This is a genomic window from Pseudomonas sp. AC169, from assembly GCF_979258515.1.
Genome location: NZ_OZ409866.1, coordinates 6,246,247 through 6,260,517, shown reverse-complemented (window position 1 = coordinate 6,260,517; position 14,271 = coordinate 6,246,247). Strand labels below are relative to the sequence as shown.

Genomic DNA, 14,271 nt, shown 5'->3' with positions numbered 1-14,271 from the left:
CAAACCTCCATGGTTACTTGTGGTGCGCTTTACCCAGTGCCTTGGCCACCAGTTGTTCGTAGAGTTCGGCGTAGGGTTCAACCGCTTTGCACCAGTTGAACGGCGCCGCCATCGCCCGGCAACGCATGGCATTGAGCAGTTCGGGGAAGGCGAACACCTTGAACGCGCGGCTCAGGGCTTCCTGATAACTTTCAGCGCTGGATTCATCGAAGAGGAAACCGGTGACACCGTTTTCAATGGTGTCGGCCAGCCCGCCGGTATTGCGCGCCACCGGCAGCGAGCCGAAGCGCTGGGCGTACATCTGGCTCAAACCGCAAGGCTCGTAACGCGATGGCATCAGCAGGAAATCGCTGCCGGCGAACATGCGGCGGGCGTCGGTTTCGTTGAAGCCGATGCGCACACCAATCTGCCCGGGGAAACGCAGCGCCAGTTCGCGCATGGCTTGTTCTTCTTCAGGTTCGCCGCGACCGATGATGGCGATCTGGCCGCCGTTCTGCACGATGTACTCGGACACCGCTATCGTCAGGTCCAGGCCTTTTTGATAGACCAGTCGCGAAACCACAGCGAACAGCGGGCCTTCGGAGTCATTCAATTCGAAGAGCTCGCGAACGTGTGCAGCGTTGACCGCTTTGCCTTCCCAATCACCGATGGCAAATGGCGCGAACAGGTGCGGATCGGTGGCAGCGTCCCAGCTCTCATCAATGCCGTTGGGGATGCCGCTGAGCAAGCCTTGCTGGGTCTTGGCGGCGAGAAAACCGTCGAGGCCGCAGCCGAAGTCCGGGGTAGTGATTTCCTGCGCGTAGGTGGCGCTGACCGTGGTGATATGGCTCGAATACGCCATGCCGGCCTTGAGGAATGACATCTTGCCGTAGAACTCCATGCCTTCCTGTTGCAGGGCATGGGTGGGAATCCCCAGTTCAGGGCAGGAGCCAAGACTGGTCACGCCTTGATAGGCGAGGTTGTGAATAGTGAACAGGGTCGGCGTGCGCTGCCCGCGCCAGTGCATGTAGGCGGGCGCGAGACCGGCCGGCCAGTCATGGGCGTGCACCAGATCCGGGCACCAGTGAATTTGTGCGAGGTTGGCGGCGATATCGGCAGCGGCCAGACCGAGGCGGGCGAAGCGAATGTGGTTGTCCGGCCAGTCGCGACCGTTGTTGGCGCCGTAGGGCGAGCCTTCGCGCTCGTAGAGCTCAGGGCAGATCAACACGTAGATGACCAGACCGTCGGGCATGTCCATACGGCCGATCTTGCACGGCGGCAGCGCTGCATGGCCGCCCAGTTCGCCGATGATGTGGATCGGGTTTTCGCTGTGCATCACCTGCGGGTAACCGGGGATCAACACGCGCACGTCGTGCAGATGGGCCATGGCCCGGGGCAGGGCAGCGGAGACATCTCCGAGGCCGCCGGTCTTGACCAGATCGGCGATTTCCGAGGTGACGAACAACACTTTTTTCTTGTTAGGGTTCTGGCTCGCTACCGGAGTCAGCGTTTTGGTGCCTGGGACGTTGATCTGTCGGCTGCCGGGAACACTGACGGTGCTCGATTCACCAACCGCCTGCTGAGCACGCTCTCCCTGAATATCCAATGCCGCACTGATCATATGAATCTCCCGTCTCGTTGATCTGATTCTTGTCTTGAACAAGCGATGTCCATGGCCAAGTCCTGTGGCCGGGCGCAAACGCGCCACGCATCGGTGAGCAAACGCTACCCAACACGCGCAAGCAGAATGGGTGAACAGGCCGTTGCAAGGATTGCACCAGTCGCTTTGGCCCTGTCTTTCTGATGACCCGTCGCCGCGCGCAAAAGTTTCGACTTTTTTTCGGCAATGTGACCGGTCGGTTTTACCCCGCGAAAGTCAGTCTAGGCCAGATCCTAGAGCGGGCCAGAGCAAATGGGTAAATTGTTCGACAATCGGTTTGCCGTTAACGGAAACCGTGCTCTGAAGGGGGAAACGCACCGACGAAGTGCAGGTTTTTCTGCGAGGGAGGGCCAAAACGGTGACTGGTCAGTCACGATTTTGTGCTAGCGAGGAGGGCGGTTGCACTGTTGTGGTGCGGGCAGTTTGTTGGTGGGGAGGCAGTGAGTGCCCCTTCGCGAGCAAGCTCGCTCCCACAGTGGATCTGCGCCGGGAACAGATTTTCTGCTCACTGAAGATCCCCTGTGGGAGCGAGCTTGCTCGCGAAGGCGGTGGTCGCTACACCAGCGCAATGATGGAAGTTCTCAGTTCAGCAGGCGAATCGGCTCCTCAGCCGCCCAAGCCTGAATATCCTCGATCATCTGCGAAAAGAACTGCTCATAGTTCTGCCGACTGACATAGCCCACATGCGGCGTCGCCAACACATTGTCCAGTGTGCGAAACGGGTGCATGGCCGGCAACGGCTCCTGCTCGAACACATCCAGCGCAGCTCCGGCAATCTGCTGTTTCTGCAAGGCCTTGATCAACGCCGCTTCATCGACAATCGGCCCGCGTGCGGTGTTGACCAGCAACGCCGTCGGCTTCATCCAGCCCAGCGCCTGGGCATCGACTAGCCCGCGACTGCGCTCGCTGAGCACCAGATGCACCGACAACACGTCTGCCTGCTCGAACAGTTGCTGCTTGTTCACGTAGGTCACGCCAGCCTGTTCAGCCCGTTCGGCCGTGAGGTTTTCGCTCCAGGCAATCACCCGCATGCCGAACACCTGGCCGAACTGCGCAACGCGCTGGCCAATACTGCCAAGACCGAGAATGCCGAGGGTCTTGCCGTGCAGGTCGCCACCCAGCCCTTGCTGCCACTGACCATTGCGCAGGGCATTGGCTTCATTCACCAGATTGCGTGTTGCCGCCATGATCAGCGCCCAGGTCAACTCCGGCGCGGCATGCTTGTAGCTGTCGGTGCCGCAGACCTTGATGCCCTGCTTTGCTGCCGCCTGCATGTCCAGCGCCGCGTTGCGCATGCCGCCGGTGACCAGCAACTTGAGATTGGGCAAACGCTTGAGCAAGTCCTCATCGAAACGCGTGCGCTCGCGCATCACGCATATCACCTGATAGCGGCCCAGACGTTCAGCGAGCGTGGCGTTGTCCGCCGGGTAATCGTGTTCGAACGTCACTTCACCGAGACTATCGAGCACTGACCAGTCGACCACATCGCGAGCCACGTCCTGCCAGTCATCAATCACTGCAATCTGCACCGCCATCAGCCTTACCTCATCAACGAACGGGATTGGATGTATTCAGCCAGTCGAGCAGGGCTTTGTGAAACTGCGCCGGTTCTTCCATTTGTGGGGCGTGGCCCATGCCGGGAAACTCCACCAGCGTCGACTGCGGGATCAGCTTGGCCACTTGTTTGCCGAGCACCTCATAGTGGCCGATTTTCGCTTTCACCTCAGGCGGCGCGAGGTCCTTGCCGATGGCCGTGGTGTCGGAGGTGCCGATCAGCAGCAGGGTCGGCATCTTCAGGTCTTTGAACTCGTAGTACACCGGTTGGGTGAAAATCATGTCGTAGATCAGCGCCGAGTTCCAAGCGACCTGAGTCTTGCCCGGGCCTTTGCTCAGGCCAGCGAGCATGTCTACCCAGCGGTCGAATTCCGGTTTCCAGCGGCCGTCGTAGTAAGTGGTGCGTTCGTAATCGCGAATGCCTTGGGCGCTGACCTTCAGTTCGCGCTGATACCACTGATCCACGGTGCGATAGGGCACGCCAAGGGCTTTCCAGTCTTCCAGACCGATCGGGTTGACCATCGCCAATTGCTCGACCTGCTCGGGGAACAGCAACGCGTAACGGGTGGCGAGCATGCCGCCGGTGGAGTGGCCGAGCAGCGTGGCCTTTTGAATGCCCAATGCTTTGAGCAATTGCTGCGTGTTGGTCGCCAGTTGCTGAAAGCTGTATTGATAGTTGTCAGGTTTGCTCGAGGTGCAGAAACCGATCTGATCCGGCGCGATCACCCGGTAACCGGACTCGCTCAATGCCTTGATCGAACTGTCCCAGGTCGCCGCGCAAAAGTTTTTGCCGTGCATCAGCACCACGGTGCGGCCATTGGCCTTGCCGTGGGCGGCGACGTCCATGTAACCCATCTGCAGGGATTTGCCCTGAGACTGGAAAGCAAAGTGTTTAAGCGTGTAAGGGTATTCGAAGCCTTGCAGCTCCGGGCCATAGGCCGGGCCTTCCGGCGCTGCCTCAACTGGCGTGGCAGCCTGAACGGACAGGGGCAGGGCGGCGCAGAGGAACAGGGAGGGGAGCCAACGGGAAAACGTGACAGACATAAGGTCAAACTCCGTTTGAAATCGGCCGATGCTGGAACGGCTGGATTATGGCGACGTTAAACACAGGCAACGCCCGCGCCCGAATGTTCAACCCAGCCAACCCAGCGTGAGCATGGCCAGCACAGCGTAACGTGCACCTTTGGCCAGTGTGACAATCAACAGGAAGCGCCCGAGTGGTTCGCGCATGACACCGGCAATCAGCGTCAGCGGGTCGCCAATGATCGGCAACCAGCTCAGCAACAATGACCAATGCCCGTAACGCTCATAGTGTTTGCGCGCCTTGGCCATGTGCGCGGGGCTGACCGGAAACCAGCGTCGATCCTGAAAGCGTTCGACGCCGCGCCCCAGCCACCAATTGACCAGCGAGCCAAGTACGTTGCCCAGCGTCGCCACCGCGAGCAGGCCCCACAGCCAGTAACGCTCGCTGACGATCAAGCCGACCAGCACTGCCTCGGACTGCAATGGCAGCAAGGTGGCTGCACCGAATGCGGCAATGAACAACCCGAAGTAAGCGGCGCCAATCAATGGGCCGGGTAATCCGCCACGACGACGTCAGCGCCATCCTTCTTCAGGCCAATGACCTGATAAGCATCGCTCATGCCGTCCATTTCCATGCCCGGCGACCCCATCGGCATACCCGGTGCGGCGACGCCGAGCAGGTCATCGCGCTTGCTCAGGGCCAAAACCTGTTCCGCCGGCACATGGCCTTCGACGAATTTGCCGTTGATGATTGCGGTGTGGCATGACGCCAGACGCGGCGGTACGCCATGTTGTTGCTTGAAGCTGCTCATGTCGCTTTCGACGTGGTCTTCGACCTTGAAACCGTTGGCTTCGAGGTGGCTGATCCATTTCTTGCAGCAACCGCAATTGGCGTCGCGGTGGACTTCGATAGGGATCAGATCGGCGGCTTGCGCCAGGGAAGAAATGAACAGGGCGCTCAGGGCGGCCAGACGCAGGTGGGTACGCATAGCGGATTCTCGGCTCGGGTGACGATCAAAAAGAACGCATTTTGACCGGTTTTTTCCGCCTGACATCAACGCAATGTTTCCAGTTGTTGCGAGACGGACTGGCAGGATGATCGTAGATCAAGGCTGACAGGTTGCTGAGCGCGAGATGACAAAATTGTCAGGTGGCAATTGTGTGAACGCCGTCAAACCTGTGGGAGCGAGCCTGCTCGCGAAGGCAGTGTGTCAGGCACTGGATGCAGTGAAGGACAGGACGCTTTCGCGAGCAGGCTCGCTCCCACAGGGGTTATCTGGTTGGCAGAAACCCCAGCAGAGATCAGCGCACTTTGAATCGGCCCATGATCGCGCTCACCCGGCTGTTGGCTTCGAGCAATTGGTGGGTATTCAGTTCGCTGGCTTTGCCACTCTGCACCAGTTCATCAACCATGTGGCGGATCTGCACCATGCTGCGGTTGATCTCTTCGGTCACCGCGCTTTGCTGCTCAGCGGCGGTGGCGATCTGGGTGCTCAGGCTGTTGATGTGGCTGACCGAACCGGCCATTTCATCCAGACCCGAGTTGACCCGGGCGGTGGCGTCGGCGGCCGACTGGCAGCTGGCCTGGGTGTTTTCCATGGCGCTGACCGACGAGCTCACGCCCTGCGTCAGACGCGTCAACATCTCGTTGATTTCCGAAGTGCTGGCCTGAGTGCGCGCGGCGAGGGCGCGGACTTCATCGGCAACCACGGCAAAACCGCGGCCCTGTTCACCGGCGCGTGCAGCTTCGATGGCGGCGTTGAGCGCCAACAGGTTGGTCTGCCCGGCAATCGCGCCGATCACCCCGAGAATCTCGGTGATGCGCTGGGCGTCCTGCTGCATGTTTTCAACTTTGTGTGTGGCACTGGCCACTTCATCGATCAGCGCCACGACGCTGTTGGTCGCTTCGCCCACCACCACGCGGGAGCGGTCGGCGTTTTCGTTGGCGCGCTGGGTGAACGCGGCGGTTTCGGCGGCATTCTGCGCCACGCTTTCTGCCGTCGAACTCATTTCGGTGATGGCGGTAACGGTCTGATCGGTTTCCGAGGCATGGCGCAACAGGATCTGGCTGGTGTGCGTCGAGGTGCGTTGCAGGTTGTCGAGGCTCGATGCCATGGCGCCGGTGGCCTGAGTGACTTCGCCGATCATGTTCTGCAGATAGGCAATAAAGGTGTTGATCGAGTGGCCGATGGCGCCGAGTTCATCTTCAGCGCGAATGGTGATGCGCCGGGTCAGGTCGGCATCGCCTCTGGACAGCAAGTCGATGTTGGCTTTCAACGCTTTCATGCGCTGCACCAACTGGCGAATCGCGTAGACCTGCAACAGCACCAGCAGGATCACCAACGGAATCTGCAACAGGCTCAAAGTGCTAAGGACATCATCACGTTGGGCGGTAAGCATTTTTGTCGGCAGAGCGGTGGCGAGGAACCATGGCGTGCCTTCGATCGGCCGCATGAAGAAAGTGCTGTCTTGCCCGTTGTTGTCGAACTCGATGCGCTGCGCCTGATCGCGGTTCTGCAACCCGGCTTTGACCTGGCTGGCGAAGGTCGACGTGCCCGCCAGCTCGCTGATGTTCTTCAGCACGATCGGACCACTGATGCGCGAACTGTTACTGATGACCTTGCCGTCGGCTTCAACGATGAGCATCTCGGCGTTGAGGTCTTTTTCCTTGCGCGCCACCAGATCGTTGAAGAAGCCGAGGGTGACGTCGATGGTCGACACGCCCCAGGCATTACCGTTTTTCTGGATGGCCATGGCGCAGTTGGTGCGTGGCTCGGCACTGGCGTCATCTTTATAGGCTGCTGCCCACGCGCACTGACCGCGTGGGGTGGCCATGCCGCCCTTGTACCAGCTCTGGTCGTAATAGTTGGGAGCTGCGTCGCTGTTCCAGAACGTGTTCACGGCCAGTTTGCCCGAGGCGTCGCGGTGCCAGAACGTACTGAATTTGTTGCGCCCGGCTTCACGCTGCCCCGGCAGCGGCCAGATACCGCCGCCAAATACCTTCAGCTCGCCGTACTGATCGACCAGACCTGGCAGCACCGCGTCGATGGCGGCGCTGTCGAGCAGCGGGATGGTCTGGGTGATGCTGCGCTGTTGCGCCTGCACTTTGTTCAACTCGCCCTGAATCTGCTCGGCGACTTCGGCGATGCGGTTGAGTACCACCTGTTCTTCAGTGTGACGCAGTTTGGGGGCGACCAATTGGCTGATGCCGACCACGGTCAACACCGACAACAGCAGGATGAACAGAACCAGAAACAGCGTGTAGCGAGCCGAAATAGTGCGGAATGCGGGCATGGAGACCGGTCCTTGAGCAGCGTTTCTTATTAGGGGGCAGGGGACAAAACAGTGCGGGTATCCACAACGTATCGTCGCTACGCCGCGAAGCTTTAGGTACTTGCGTTCTAAATAACCTGAGCTCCGATGACTGGTCGGTATCGGGTTCGATACACAAGCGCAGGTCATCAGCAGTGATCAGTCGAAAAAGCTATTTTCATTTCATTGTGATGACAGCTCTGGATCAAGGTTTGCGGGGCGTTGCGCTTTTGTATCGAGAATGTACAAGAATTGTAAAAAAGTGCAGAAAGAGGTTGGTGCCATCAGTTCGCCCGCCGATACTCGCGGCCATTAATGCCGTTCACACGGATATTTCAGGTCATTTCACAGGGAGTCTTTTCATGACGATCGGTATTGTCGGCGGCTGGCAGGCCAAGGCAGGACTACTGGTGCGCGATACTGGCGCAAAGAAACAAGTTTCCCAGAGCGTCAAGGTGCAGCAGATGCTCTCCCTGGTCGGCACTAACCCCACTGCGCTGAATACCGCGGAGATGGACAAACAGGGGTTGCGCAAGGCAATCAAGGGCTTCGATCCAACCAATGTTTCGGTAAAACAATTGGGCAATCTGAGCGAACTGCTGCGTGGTCGCGGGCTGATCTCCGATATCACGTCCATTACGTTGAAGAACGCCGGGGACAAGTTCGACCGTTTCGGGGTGACCAAGGATATCGATGCCAAATTCAACGCATTGGAATACTTCGCCACCCAACTCGATGCTATCCAGACCAACGGGCTCAATGGCAACGCCTACGGCAAGAGCCTGATCCCTGAGTTCAAGAAAGCGATTTACGTCCTGCAGAACCTCAAGACTTATGGCGATGGCAATGCTCCGAAGCCGGTCGACCAAGGCGTCAAAGCCAAAGCTTGAGGCTGAGCGTTGTAGCCCGCTCGATGCTTGAACGGGCTGCTTCGGTTCGCGTTTCAGGACAGCGGCGATGCCAGTGGGTGCCCGGCAATGGCCTGTTGCGCGTGTTCATGCAGGCGCTGGATGTGCGGGCAATGCAGTTCCAGCCTGCGTGGTTGATAGCCCTGATGAAACAACGCCAGCCACCCCGCGCAACGGTCGTTCGGGGTAATTCCGGTAAAGACGAAACCCAGCGCCGACAGGCTGTCCACGGCGTCGGCGAACCCTGTTGCGAGCCTTAGCCGAATCGAAATCATCCAGTGCCGGGGCAATCTTCGTAGCTGTTTAAGCAATCCGCCGTCGAGCTTTTTCAGCCTGACGTCATAACGCCCGGAACATTGCTCGACATGCAACGGCGGTCCCACCCAGGGCGCGTCCTTTTCCTGTGTTCCGTATACCTCGCACAAATGCTCCATGAAATCGCGACAACTGTCCGGCCATGGCAGCGCCGGGAGCGGGCGGCGGTAGCCGTCGATCGGGATGTAGCCGATGACGATGGACTCCGGTAGTGCTTCGCCAAATGGCGAGGGGACATAGTCGAGCAACAAACCGCTGCTGCAGAAGCCGAGTCTGGCCGCCATGCGTTGTGTGTAGGCGTGCTGCGTCACCTGTTTAATGCTCACGCCGTGGCAACCCAGTGCTTGTGCATGGATCAACAAGCGTGTGCCCAACTGCGTGGCGATGTTCTGTCCGCGGGTCGACGGATGGACCACGCTCAATGCCAGTTCCGCCGTGTGCGATCCGGTGTTTCTGCACAACGTGGCGTGGCCGAGGATTTTTTTGCCGGATTCCGCCACCAATGAATGCCAGCTGCCATCGCCGTGGTTCTGGTTGATCATCAACGGCAAATACACGTGTGGTTGCACGTAGTGGTCACCGTAGATTTCCCGGAACAGGCGACTGATAGCCCCAGCGTCGGAGCGGCGATAACTGCGCAGCGTCACGTTGTCCATGGACGTTGCTCCGGGCGGGCGGGATGGTAAATGCGCAGGTCGACGACTCGCTGACGCTTGCCGGAGCGCGGATGGCGGGTGAGTGCTTCGGGTGTGCAACGGGCAATCTGCAATTCGATTAACCGATCGGCACAGAGTTGCGTGATCAATGGATATCGCTCGATCAATTCACGCTGCAGGGTTGCGTCGGCGTGAGCCGTTTCAGGCTTCAGCGCATCGGGTACCCATTTCAGGCACAAGACATCGACATTGGCCGATTGACTGATGACCAGTTGCCAATCGTCGCTGGCGGTGGTGCGCCGGACAATGGCGTTGATGTCTTCGATCAGCAGGGTCAGAGTGCTCACTCGTACGCGTTGGCCGCTCATGCTGCGGCCCATCAAGGCAAATTTGCGCATCGGTGCCGTGGCCGGTTCTCGCCAGCAGGCGAGGTCGCCCACGGGGTAACGGATCAACGGCATAAGCCGGCGCGTCAGATTGGTCATCACCAACCGCCCGGTACGGTCGCATTCTTCAATCACTTCACCGGTATGCTCATCGATGATTTCCAGCACGCTGTGGCTGGCGAGCATGCGGTGTTCGCCCAAGGCGCAATCGCGGCTGGTGGCGCCGATGAACCCGGCATCAACACTGGCGTAGCCGATGGAGGCGACGCGTGCGTTGGGGAACACTCGGTGCAATAGCTGAAGTTGCCCGGCAAACAGACTTTCCCCGCCGTAAAGCACGGTTTCGACCTCGGTCAGGCATTGCCCCTGGCGCTCAAGCACGCCGGCGAACGTCAGCAGTTGCGCCGGTACGCCGGCCAGCACGTTGATCCGGTATTGGCGCACGGCTTCGGCCAGTTCTGCAGGTTCTACATCTCCGGTGAAGGGGTATTCGGTGATCCCCGCAGTTTCGTGCGCCAGTGCATCGTGGATAAAGATGAAGCTGGCATACAGATCACCGACAAAAAACAGATTCGCCACCCGGTCTGCGCGGTTGAGCTGGCTACTCAGATGCCTGCCAAAGTCACGCACAAGTGTCTGCCATTCTTCGCGGGTAAACACCGAAAGTTTACCGGCGCTGGTTGTTCCACCGGTCTTGAACACCAGTGCGTGTTCAATTGTTGAGGTCAGGACCGGCCATTGTTCGAAGTTCTCGCTGGCGGCCCAGTATTGTTGCGGAACGATCTCCGGAAGTTCATCCAGTGTGGTGATTGGCAATGCAGCGTTTTGCCAGTGAGTGGCGTAATACGTCGAATGTTCGCGGGCAAAGGCGAGCAACTTGTTCAGTTCAAATGTAGTGGTCATGTTGTTCTCTTGATTGTTCTGGAAGTGGCCGATGTTTGCTCTTTACCGGCGTGCGTCGATCACTGACGGGGTCTTTGCGCTGTGCCTGTTTTTGTGGAACTGCTGCACATCGCAGGTCTGCGCCTGCACGGTGAGAAGCCCGGTGCGCACCAGCATGGCCAGCGTCGAATAGCTCTCCAGCCGGTGGAGGATGTCCGCCGGGTCGCCGGGGCTTCGGATCAGCAGGCGTTCGAGGCCGTCAGGCGTGTGATCGAGGTACAACTGAAAGGGCGCTTGCACGTGCCGCGCGAGTTCGTTCTGGCAAATGAAATCGCTGCCAATGCGCAGCAGGCGGCCATGCCGTTGCAGCAGTTCGAAACGTGGCGAACTCAGCCCGCACGGACAGTCGCCGGGCAGCCAGCGCCCCGTGTCGCCGACTTCATAACGTTGTACGTGCTGGCCCTCGCGAGCTTTGGAAGTGAACAGTAAGCGACCCACTTCATCGCCAACGACAGGCGCGTCCTGCTCCAGTGCAACGATTTCCAGATGCTGGATGCTGTCCATCAGATGAAACACCCCATCGCCGGTCGCGGCGCAGGCATGCCCGAAGGGGCCCGCATCAACGCTGCCGTAGACTGCCGAGCGGATGTTGGCAACGCCGCAGCGAAGCAGGAGTTCACGACACTGATCACTGATGTGCTCACCGCCGAGAAAGACTTTTTCGATTGCGCCATAACGGCTCAGGCGCTGCTCTTCGTTGAGAAACAACCGATGCAGCGTGCTGGGCATGCCGATCAGTACGGTCACACGCTGTTCGATGATCAGTTGCGCAATATCGCTGTAATCATCGTCGGCCGGGGCACCCATTGGTAAATGGGTCGCGCCCAGCACTTCCAGGACTTTGGCAAAGCTGAAGAAACCACCGTACAAGCCGCCACTGAAGAACAGGTTCATCACTTTGTCGCGACTCGGATCGAGCCCGGCTGCAAACAGACCGTCGGCCGTCGCCCGCATTTGGCGTTGAAAATCGCGGTAACTGAATCCCGCCAGCGCCGGTGTGCCGCTGCTGCCGCCGGAGCGGAAAAACAGTTGTGCGGCCGCTGTCGTCGGGCGTGCGATGAACGCCGCTTTGTCGGTGATCGGCAGCCCCGCCAGCGTCAACGCGCACGGTGGTCGGTCGAGGGTCATGTGTGTCGGCAACTGCGTCGGCGCGACGCTGACCGACACTCGCCGGCTAAGGCGTTGCAGTGCGTAAACGCCATCGTGGGGTTCGCCTGCGTAGCCGTCATGAATCGCGTTGATCGGCGTAATCCGGCTGACGCCAGCCGCAATCAGCTGGCGCGACAGTTCACCGATCTGTGCTTCGCCGCACACCAGCGCGCAGCTTTGTAATACGTTGCGCCACGGCAACAAGGATTGCGCCAGGTCTGCGCGCGGCAGGGGCTTGAGCAGCAGCGTGCGAAACAGCGGGGAGGGCGCGAGCGACTGATCATGAGTCCAGATCACCCGCCAGCCCGGCGCACTCCAGACCTGCGCAGTCGTCCCGGAAAAGCTTTTGCGCAGATTTGCCATCTGCGCATGGGTAGTGATTTCGCAGGCTTCCTGAGTCGTTGGAATCAGCGCCGGCCATTGTCCGGCGCGGCGCTCGAAAGCCTTTGCCAGCGCCGACCCGATGTCGTCCAGAACCGCCGGTTCGTCGCTGTCGACCAGTAGCCATTGCGGGCTGGAACAGGCCTGCTGATCCAGTCGGCAGACCTCATCGGCGATTGCGTCCAGAGCCGCCGGCGAAGCCGCGTCCGGCGTCAGGTAGGCGAAACTGATGCGGTGTCCCCAGTCGATCCAGCGACATCCGGGCGGCAATTGTTCGCGGATAGCTCGCAGCGCGCTTTCGCCACCCCACGCCGATACACCATTGGCCAATTTGCACAAACGGCCAATCTGCGCCGTCGCCACTGGTAGAACAGCCACATGGTCGCGCAACTGACCGCTGGGGTCGCATTGCACCAGCGTGTGCAACAGGCGCGCGGTCAGGCCCTGGTCACTGCGGCTGGGGCGTAGCCAGTTGAGGTTGCCGGCCAACAGGCTTTCGAGCATGGCGCAGCACGCCAGCAGCGGCGCATTGGCCGGCGTGATGTGGACCACCAGGCCCAAGGGGCTCCAGCGCTCAAAACATGTCTGCCGATAATCGACGCGCCGCAGGGAGTCCGGCTGATCACCCAGTTCACGTTGAAGTTTGGTTTGCAAAGCGTGAGGCTGACAGAAGGCAATCAGTGCCTGGCGTTGCTCGTCATCCAGCGGCAATTCGGCGCTGCGCAGTTGCTGCGCAAAGTTGGCGGCGGCAGTCAGCACGGTGGCGCTGGGCAGTGGGGTACTCAGGTTTTTTGCTAACGTCTGCTGCAGCAGTGTCAGTGCGGTATCGAGATCGAACTCCGCGTGCAGTTCTCCGTTGATCAAATACATGTCAGTGCCTCCCCAGTAATTCGGACGCCGCCATCGCGCAACTCCTGCCGGCGGTTGTGCCTGCACGGCCATGCAACTCGAACCAGTCAGCGGCAAGACCGCAACCGCAAGTCGAACCGGGGTGCAACGTCGCCAGGTCGCTCATCACCACCGCATGCGCCGGGCTGGATGAAATGTAGGGCGAGACGAACCCCAGCAAGCCTTGCTGGCCGTAAGGCTGGACGGAGAAGTCCCGCGGATTGCGCACGTACGCTTTGGCGTAAACCGGGACGTGAAAATGATGGTGGGCACATTCGATGTAGGGCACGGCATGTTCGACCGCGCCATAACCGTCGCGACACTGCGACGTTTTAATGCCCAGTTGCCGGGCGATGCGTCCGTACAGTTGTTGTTTGGCAATTTCCTCGCTGGCTTGGTTTTTCCAGCCTCCGCCGAAAAACACCAGGGAGCCAGACGCAAGTGCCAGATCAGGCACGCCGGTGGCCTGCATCTGCTGCAAGGTCTGCCAGAGAAATGCCGGGAAACCGAAAATGCGCACGGGCAGGCCTTCTTCAGCGAACGATTGCAGGGCAGCGATGACCCCGAACACATCGAACTGGTGGCCATCGCCATTGCTGCGCAAGGCGTAAACAACCCGGTTGACCGGAGCAAAGCGGCAGAGAAATTGATCGGTGTAGGACGTTCCCAGGGTGATCGCACCTTGCGGCTCGTAGCTCAGCAACAGGTAGTTGCATGGCGTGTCCGCTGAACTCCAGCCGTAATGGCTAAAGATCCGCTCGACCATGAACTGAGCGCTGGACAGACTGCGCGGGTCATAGCGCATGCGGCTTTTCTGGCCACTGGTGCCGGACGATGTCAGTTCCAGGGCGTTGTTTGCTGTCGAGCTGAGCAACAGTTGCTGTTTGAAAAAATTGGCCAGAATCGGCGGTAATCGAGACCAGTCATCGAGACTGTCGAGGTCCTGCACGTCGAGACCGTTGGCGTTCAACCAATGTTCGTAGCCGGGGGTGTGCTGGCAATGAAACCGACTGATCTCGGCCATGGCCTGATCGAACAGGCCAGCAGGCACGGAGCCCGGGTAATAGGGGTGTGGCAACGCGCAAAGCGCATCGCCGGCGGGAAAGCGGTTCATTCAA

Annotated in this window: 10 protein-coding genes and 2 pseudogenes; 1 reads left to right on the top strand and 11 read right to left on the bottom strand. The window is 59.7% G+C overall.

Translation table 11 applies throughout. From position 1 onward, the window contains the following. Window positions 1-13: 13 nt before the first annotated feature. The 7 genes and pseudogenes from glgA to ACZZ0G_RS27775 form a co-directional block, all read right to left on the bottom strand. Window positions 14-1,600 (bottom strand): glycogen synthase GlgA, encoded by a 1,587-nt coding sequence (gene glgA / locus ACZZ0G_RS27805; RefSeq protein ID WP_463558396.1) that lies wholly within the window; start codon window positions 1,598-1,600, stop codon window positions 14-16. A 620-nt stretch (window positions 1,601-2,220) separates the two neighbouring features. Beyond that, complete coding sequence (locus tag ACZZ0G_RS27800) at window positions 2,221-3,174, bottom strand: D-2-hydroxyacid dehydrogenase family protein (protein ID WP_463558395.1); 954 nt, start codon at window positions 3,172-3,174, stop codon at window positions 2,221-2,223. 13 nt (window positions 3,175-3,187) lie between these two features. Beyond that, window positions 3,188-4,237, bottom strand: coding sequence for an alpha/beta fold hydrolase (locus tag ACZZ0G_RS27795; protein WP_463558394.1), 1,050 nt, complete (start codon window positions 4,235-4,237; stop codon window positions 3,188-3,190). An 87-nt stretch (window positions 4,238-4,324) separates the two neighbouring features. After that, on the bottom strand, window positions 4,325-4,759 hold the full coding sequence (locus tag ACZZ0G_RS27790) for a YqaA family protein (RefSeq protein ID WP_463558908.1): 435 nt from the start codon (window positions 4,757-4,759) through the stop codon (window positions 4,325-4,327). Beyond that, window positions 4,759-5,205: a DUF411 domain-containing protein gene (locus tag ACZZ0G_RS27785; protein ID WP_123450069.1), complete on the bottom strand. Its 447-nt coding sequence runs from the start codon at window positions 5,203-5,205 to the stop codon at window positions 4,759-4,761. Before ACZZ0G_RS27785 ends, ACZZ0G_RS27790 begins: the two co-directional genes overlap by 1 nt. 313 nt (window positions 5,206-5,518) lie before the next feature. Further along, a pseudogene (locus ACZZ0G_RS27780) lies at window positions 5,519-6,046 on the bottom strand (methyl-accepting chemotaxis protein); the annotation flags it as partial. 333 nt (window positions 6,047-6,379) lie between these two features. Then, window positions 6,380-7,510 (bottom strand): annotated as a pseudogene (locus ACZZ0G_RS27775) (HAMP domain-containing protein); the annotation flags it as partial. Between the two features lie 380 nt (window positions 7,511-7,890). Between ACZZ0G_RS27775 and ACZZ0G_RS27770 the strand changes: the two are divergent. Continuing rightward, window positions 7,891-8,418, top strand: coding sequence for a hypothetical protein (locus tag ACZZ0G_RS27770; protein ID WP_463558393.1), 528 nt, complete (start codon window positions 7,891-7,893; stop codon window positions 8,416-8,418). 53 nt (window positions 8,419-8,471) lie between these two features. Here ACZZ0G_RS27770 and ACZZ0G_RS27765 read toward each other — a convergent pair whose 3' ends face one another. From ACZZ0G_RS27765 to ACZZ0G_RS27750, 4 genes are read right to left on the bottom strand one after another with little or no spacing between them, the layout of a single operon-like run. Further along, the gene (locus ACZZ0G_RS27765; protein ID WP_463558392.1) at window positions 8,472-9,407 is read right to left on the bottom strand and encodes a GNAT family N-acetyltransferase; all 936 of its coding nucleotides are present in this window, start codon (window positions 9,405-9,407) and stop codon (window positions 8,472-8,474) included. Continuing rightward, complete coding sequence (locus ACZZ0G_RS27760; RefSeq protein WP_463558391.1) at window positions 9,395-10,696, bottom strand: phenylacetate--CoA ligase family protein; 1,302 nt, start codon at window positions 10,694-10,696, stop codon at window positions 9,395-9,397. The genes ACZZ0G_RS27765 and ACZZ0G_RS27760 overlap by 13 nt, the downstream gene beginning before the upstream one ends. Window positions 10,697-10,738: 42 nt before the next feature. Next, window positions 10,739-13,135 carry an aldehyde dehydrogenase family protein gene (locus tag ACZZ0G_RS27755; protein WP_463558390.1) on the bottom strand — a complete coding sequence of 799 codons (2,397 nt, stop codon included), beginning with the start codon at window positions 13,133-13,135 and terminating at the stop codon, window positions 10,739-10,741. 1 nt (window position 13,136) lies between these two features. Then, complete coding sequence (locus tag ACZZ0G_RS27750; RefSeq protein ID WP_463558389.1) at window positions 13,137-14,267, bottom strand: LuxE/PaaK family acyltransferase; 1,131 nt, start codon at window positions 14,265-14,267, stop codon at window positions 13,137-13,139. Window positions 14,268-14,271: the final 4 nt, after the last annotated feature.

What these genes read in the sequence shown, in the direction of transcription:
- glgA (WP_463558396.1), bottom strand. Translation starts at nt 1,600, where the DNA reads ATGATCAGTGCGGCATTGGATATTCAGGGAGAGCGTGCTCAGCAGGCG.
- ACZZ0G_RS27770 (WP_463558393.1), top strand. Translation starts at nt 7,891, where the DNA reads ATGACGATCGGTATTGTCGGCGGCTGGCAGGCCAAGGCAGGACTACTG.
- ACZZ0G_RS27750 (WP_463558389.1), bottom strand. Translation starts at nt 14,267, where the DNA reads ATGAACCGCTTTCCCGCCGGCGATGCGCTTTGCGCGTTGCCACACCCC.
- ACZZ0G_RS27765 (WP_463558392.1), bottom strand. Translation starts at nt 9,407, where the DNA reads ATGGACAACGTGACGCTGCGCAGTTATCGCCGCTCCGACGCTGGGGCT.
- ACZZ0G_RS27800 (WP_463558395.1), bottom strand. Translation starts at nt 3,174, where the DNA reads ATGGCGGTGCAGATTGCAGTGATTGATGACTGGCAGGACGTGGCTCGC.
- ACZZ0G_RS27795 (WP_463558394.1), bottom strand. Translation starts at nt 4,237, where the DNA reads ATGTCTGTCACGTTTTCCCGTTGGCTCCCCTCCCTGTTCCTCTGCGCC.
- ACZZ0G_RS27760 (WP_463558391.1), bottom strand. Translation starts at nt 10,696, where the DNA reads ATGACCACTACATTTGAACTGAACAAGTTGCTCGCCTTTGCCCGCGAA.
- ACZZ0G_RS27785 (WP_123450069.1), bottom strand. Translation starts at nt 5,205, where the DNA reads ATGCGTACCCACCTGCGTCTGGCCGCCCTGAGCGCCCTGTTCATTTCT.
- ACZZ0G_RS27755 (WP_463558390.1), bottom strand. Translation starts at nt 13,135, where the DNA reads ATGTATTTGATCAACGGAGAACTGCACGCGGAGTTCGATCTCGATACC.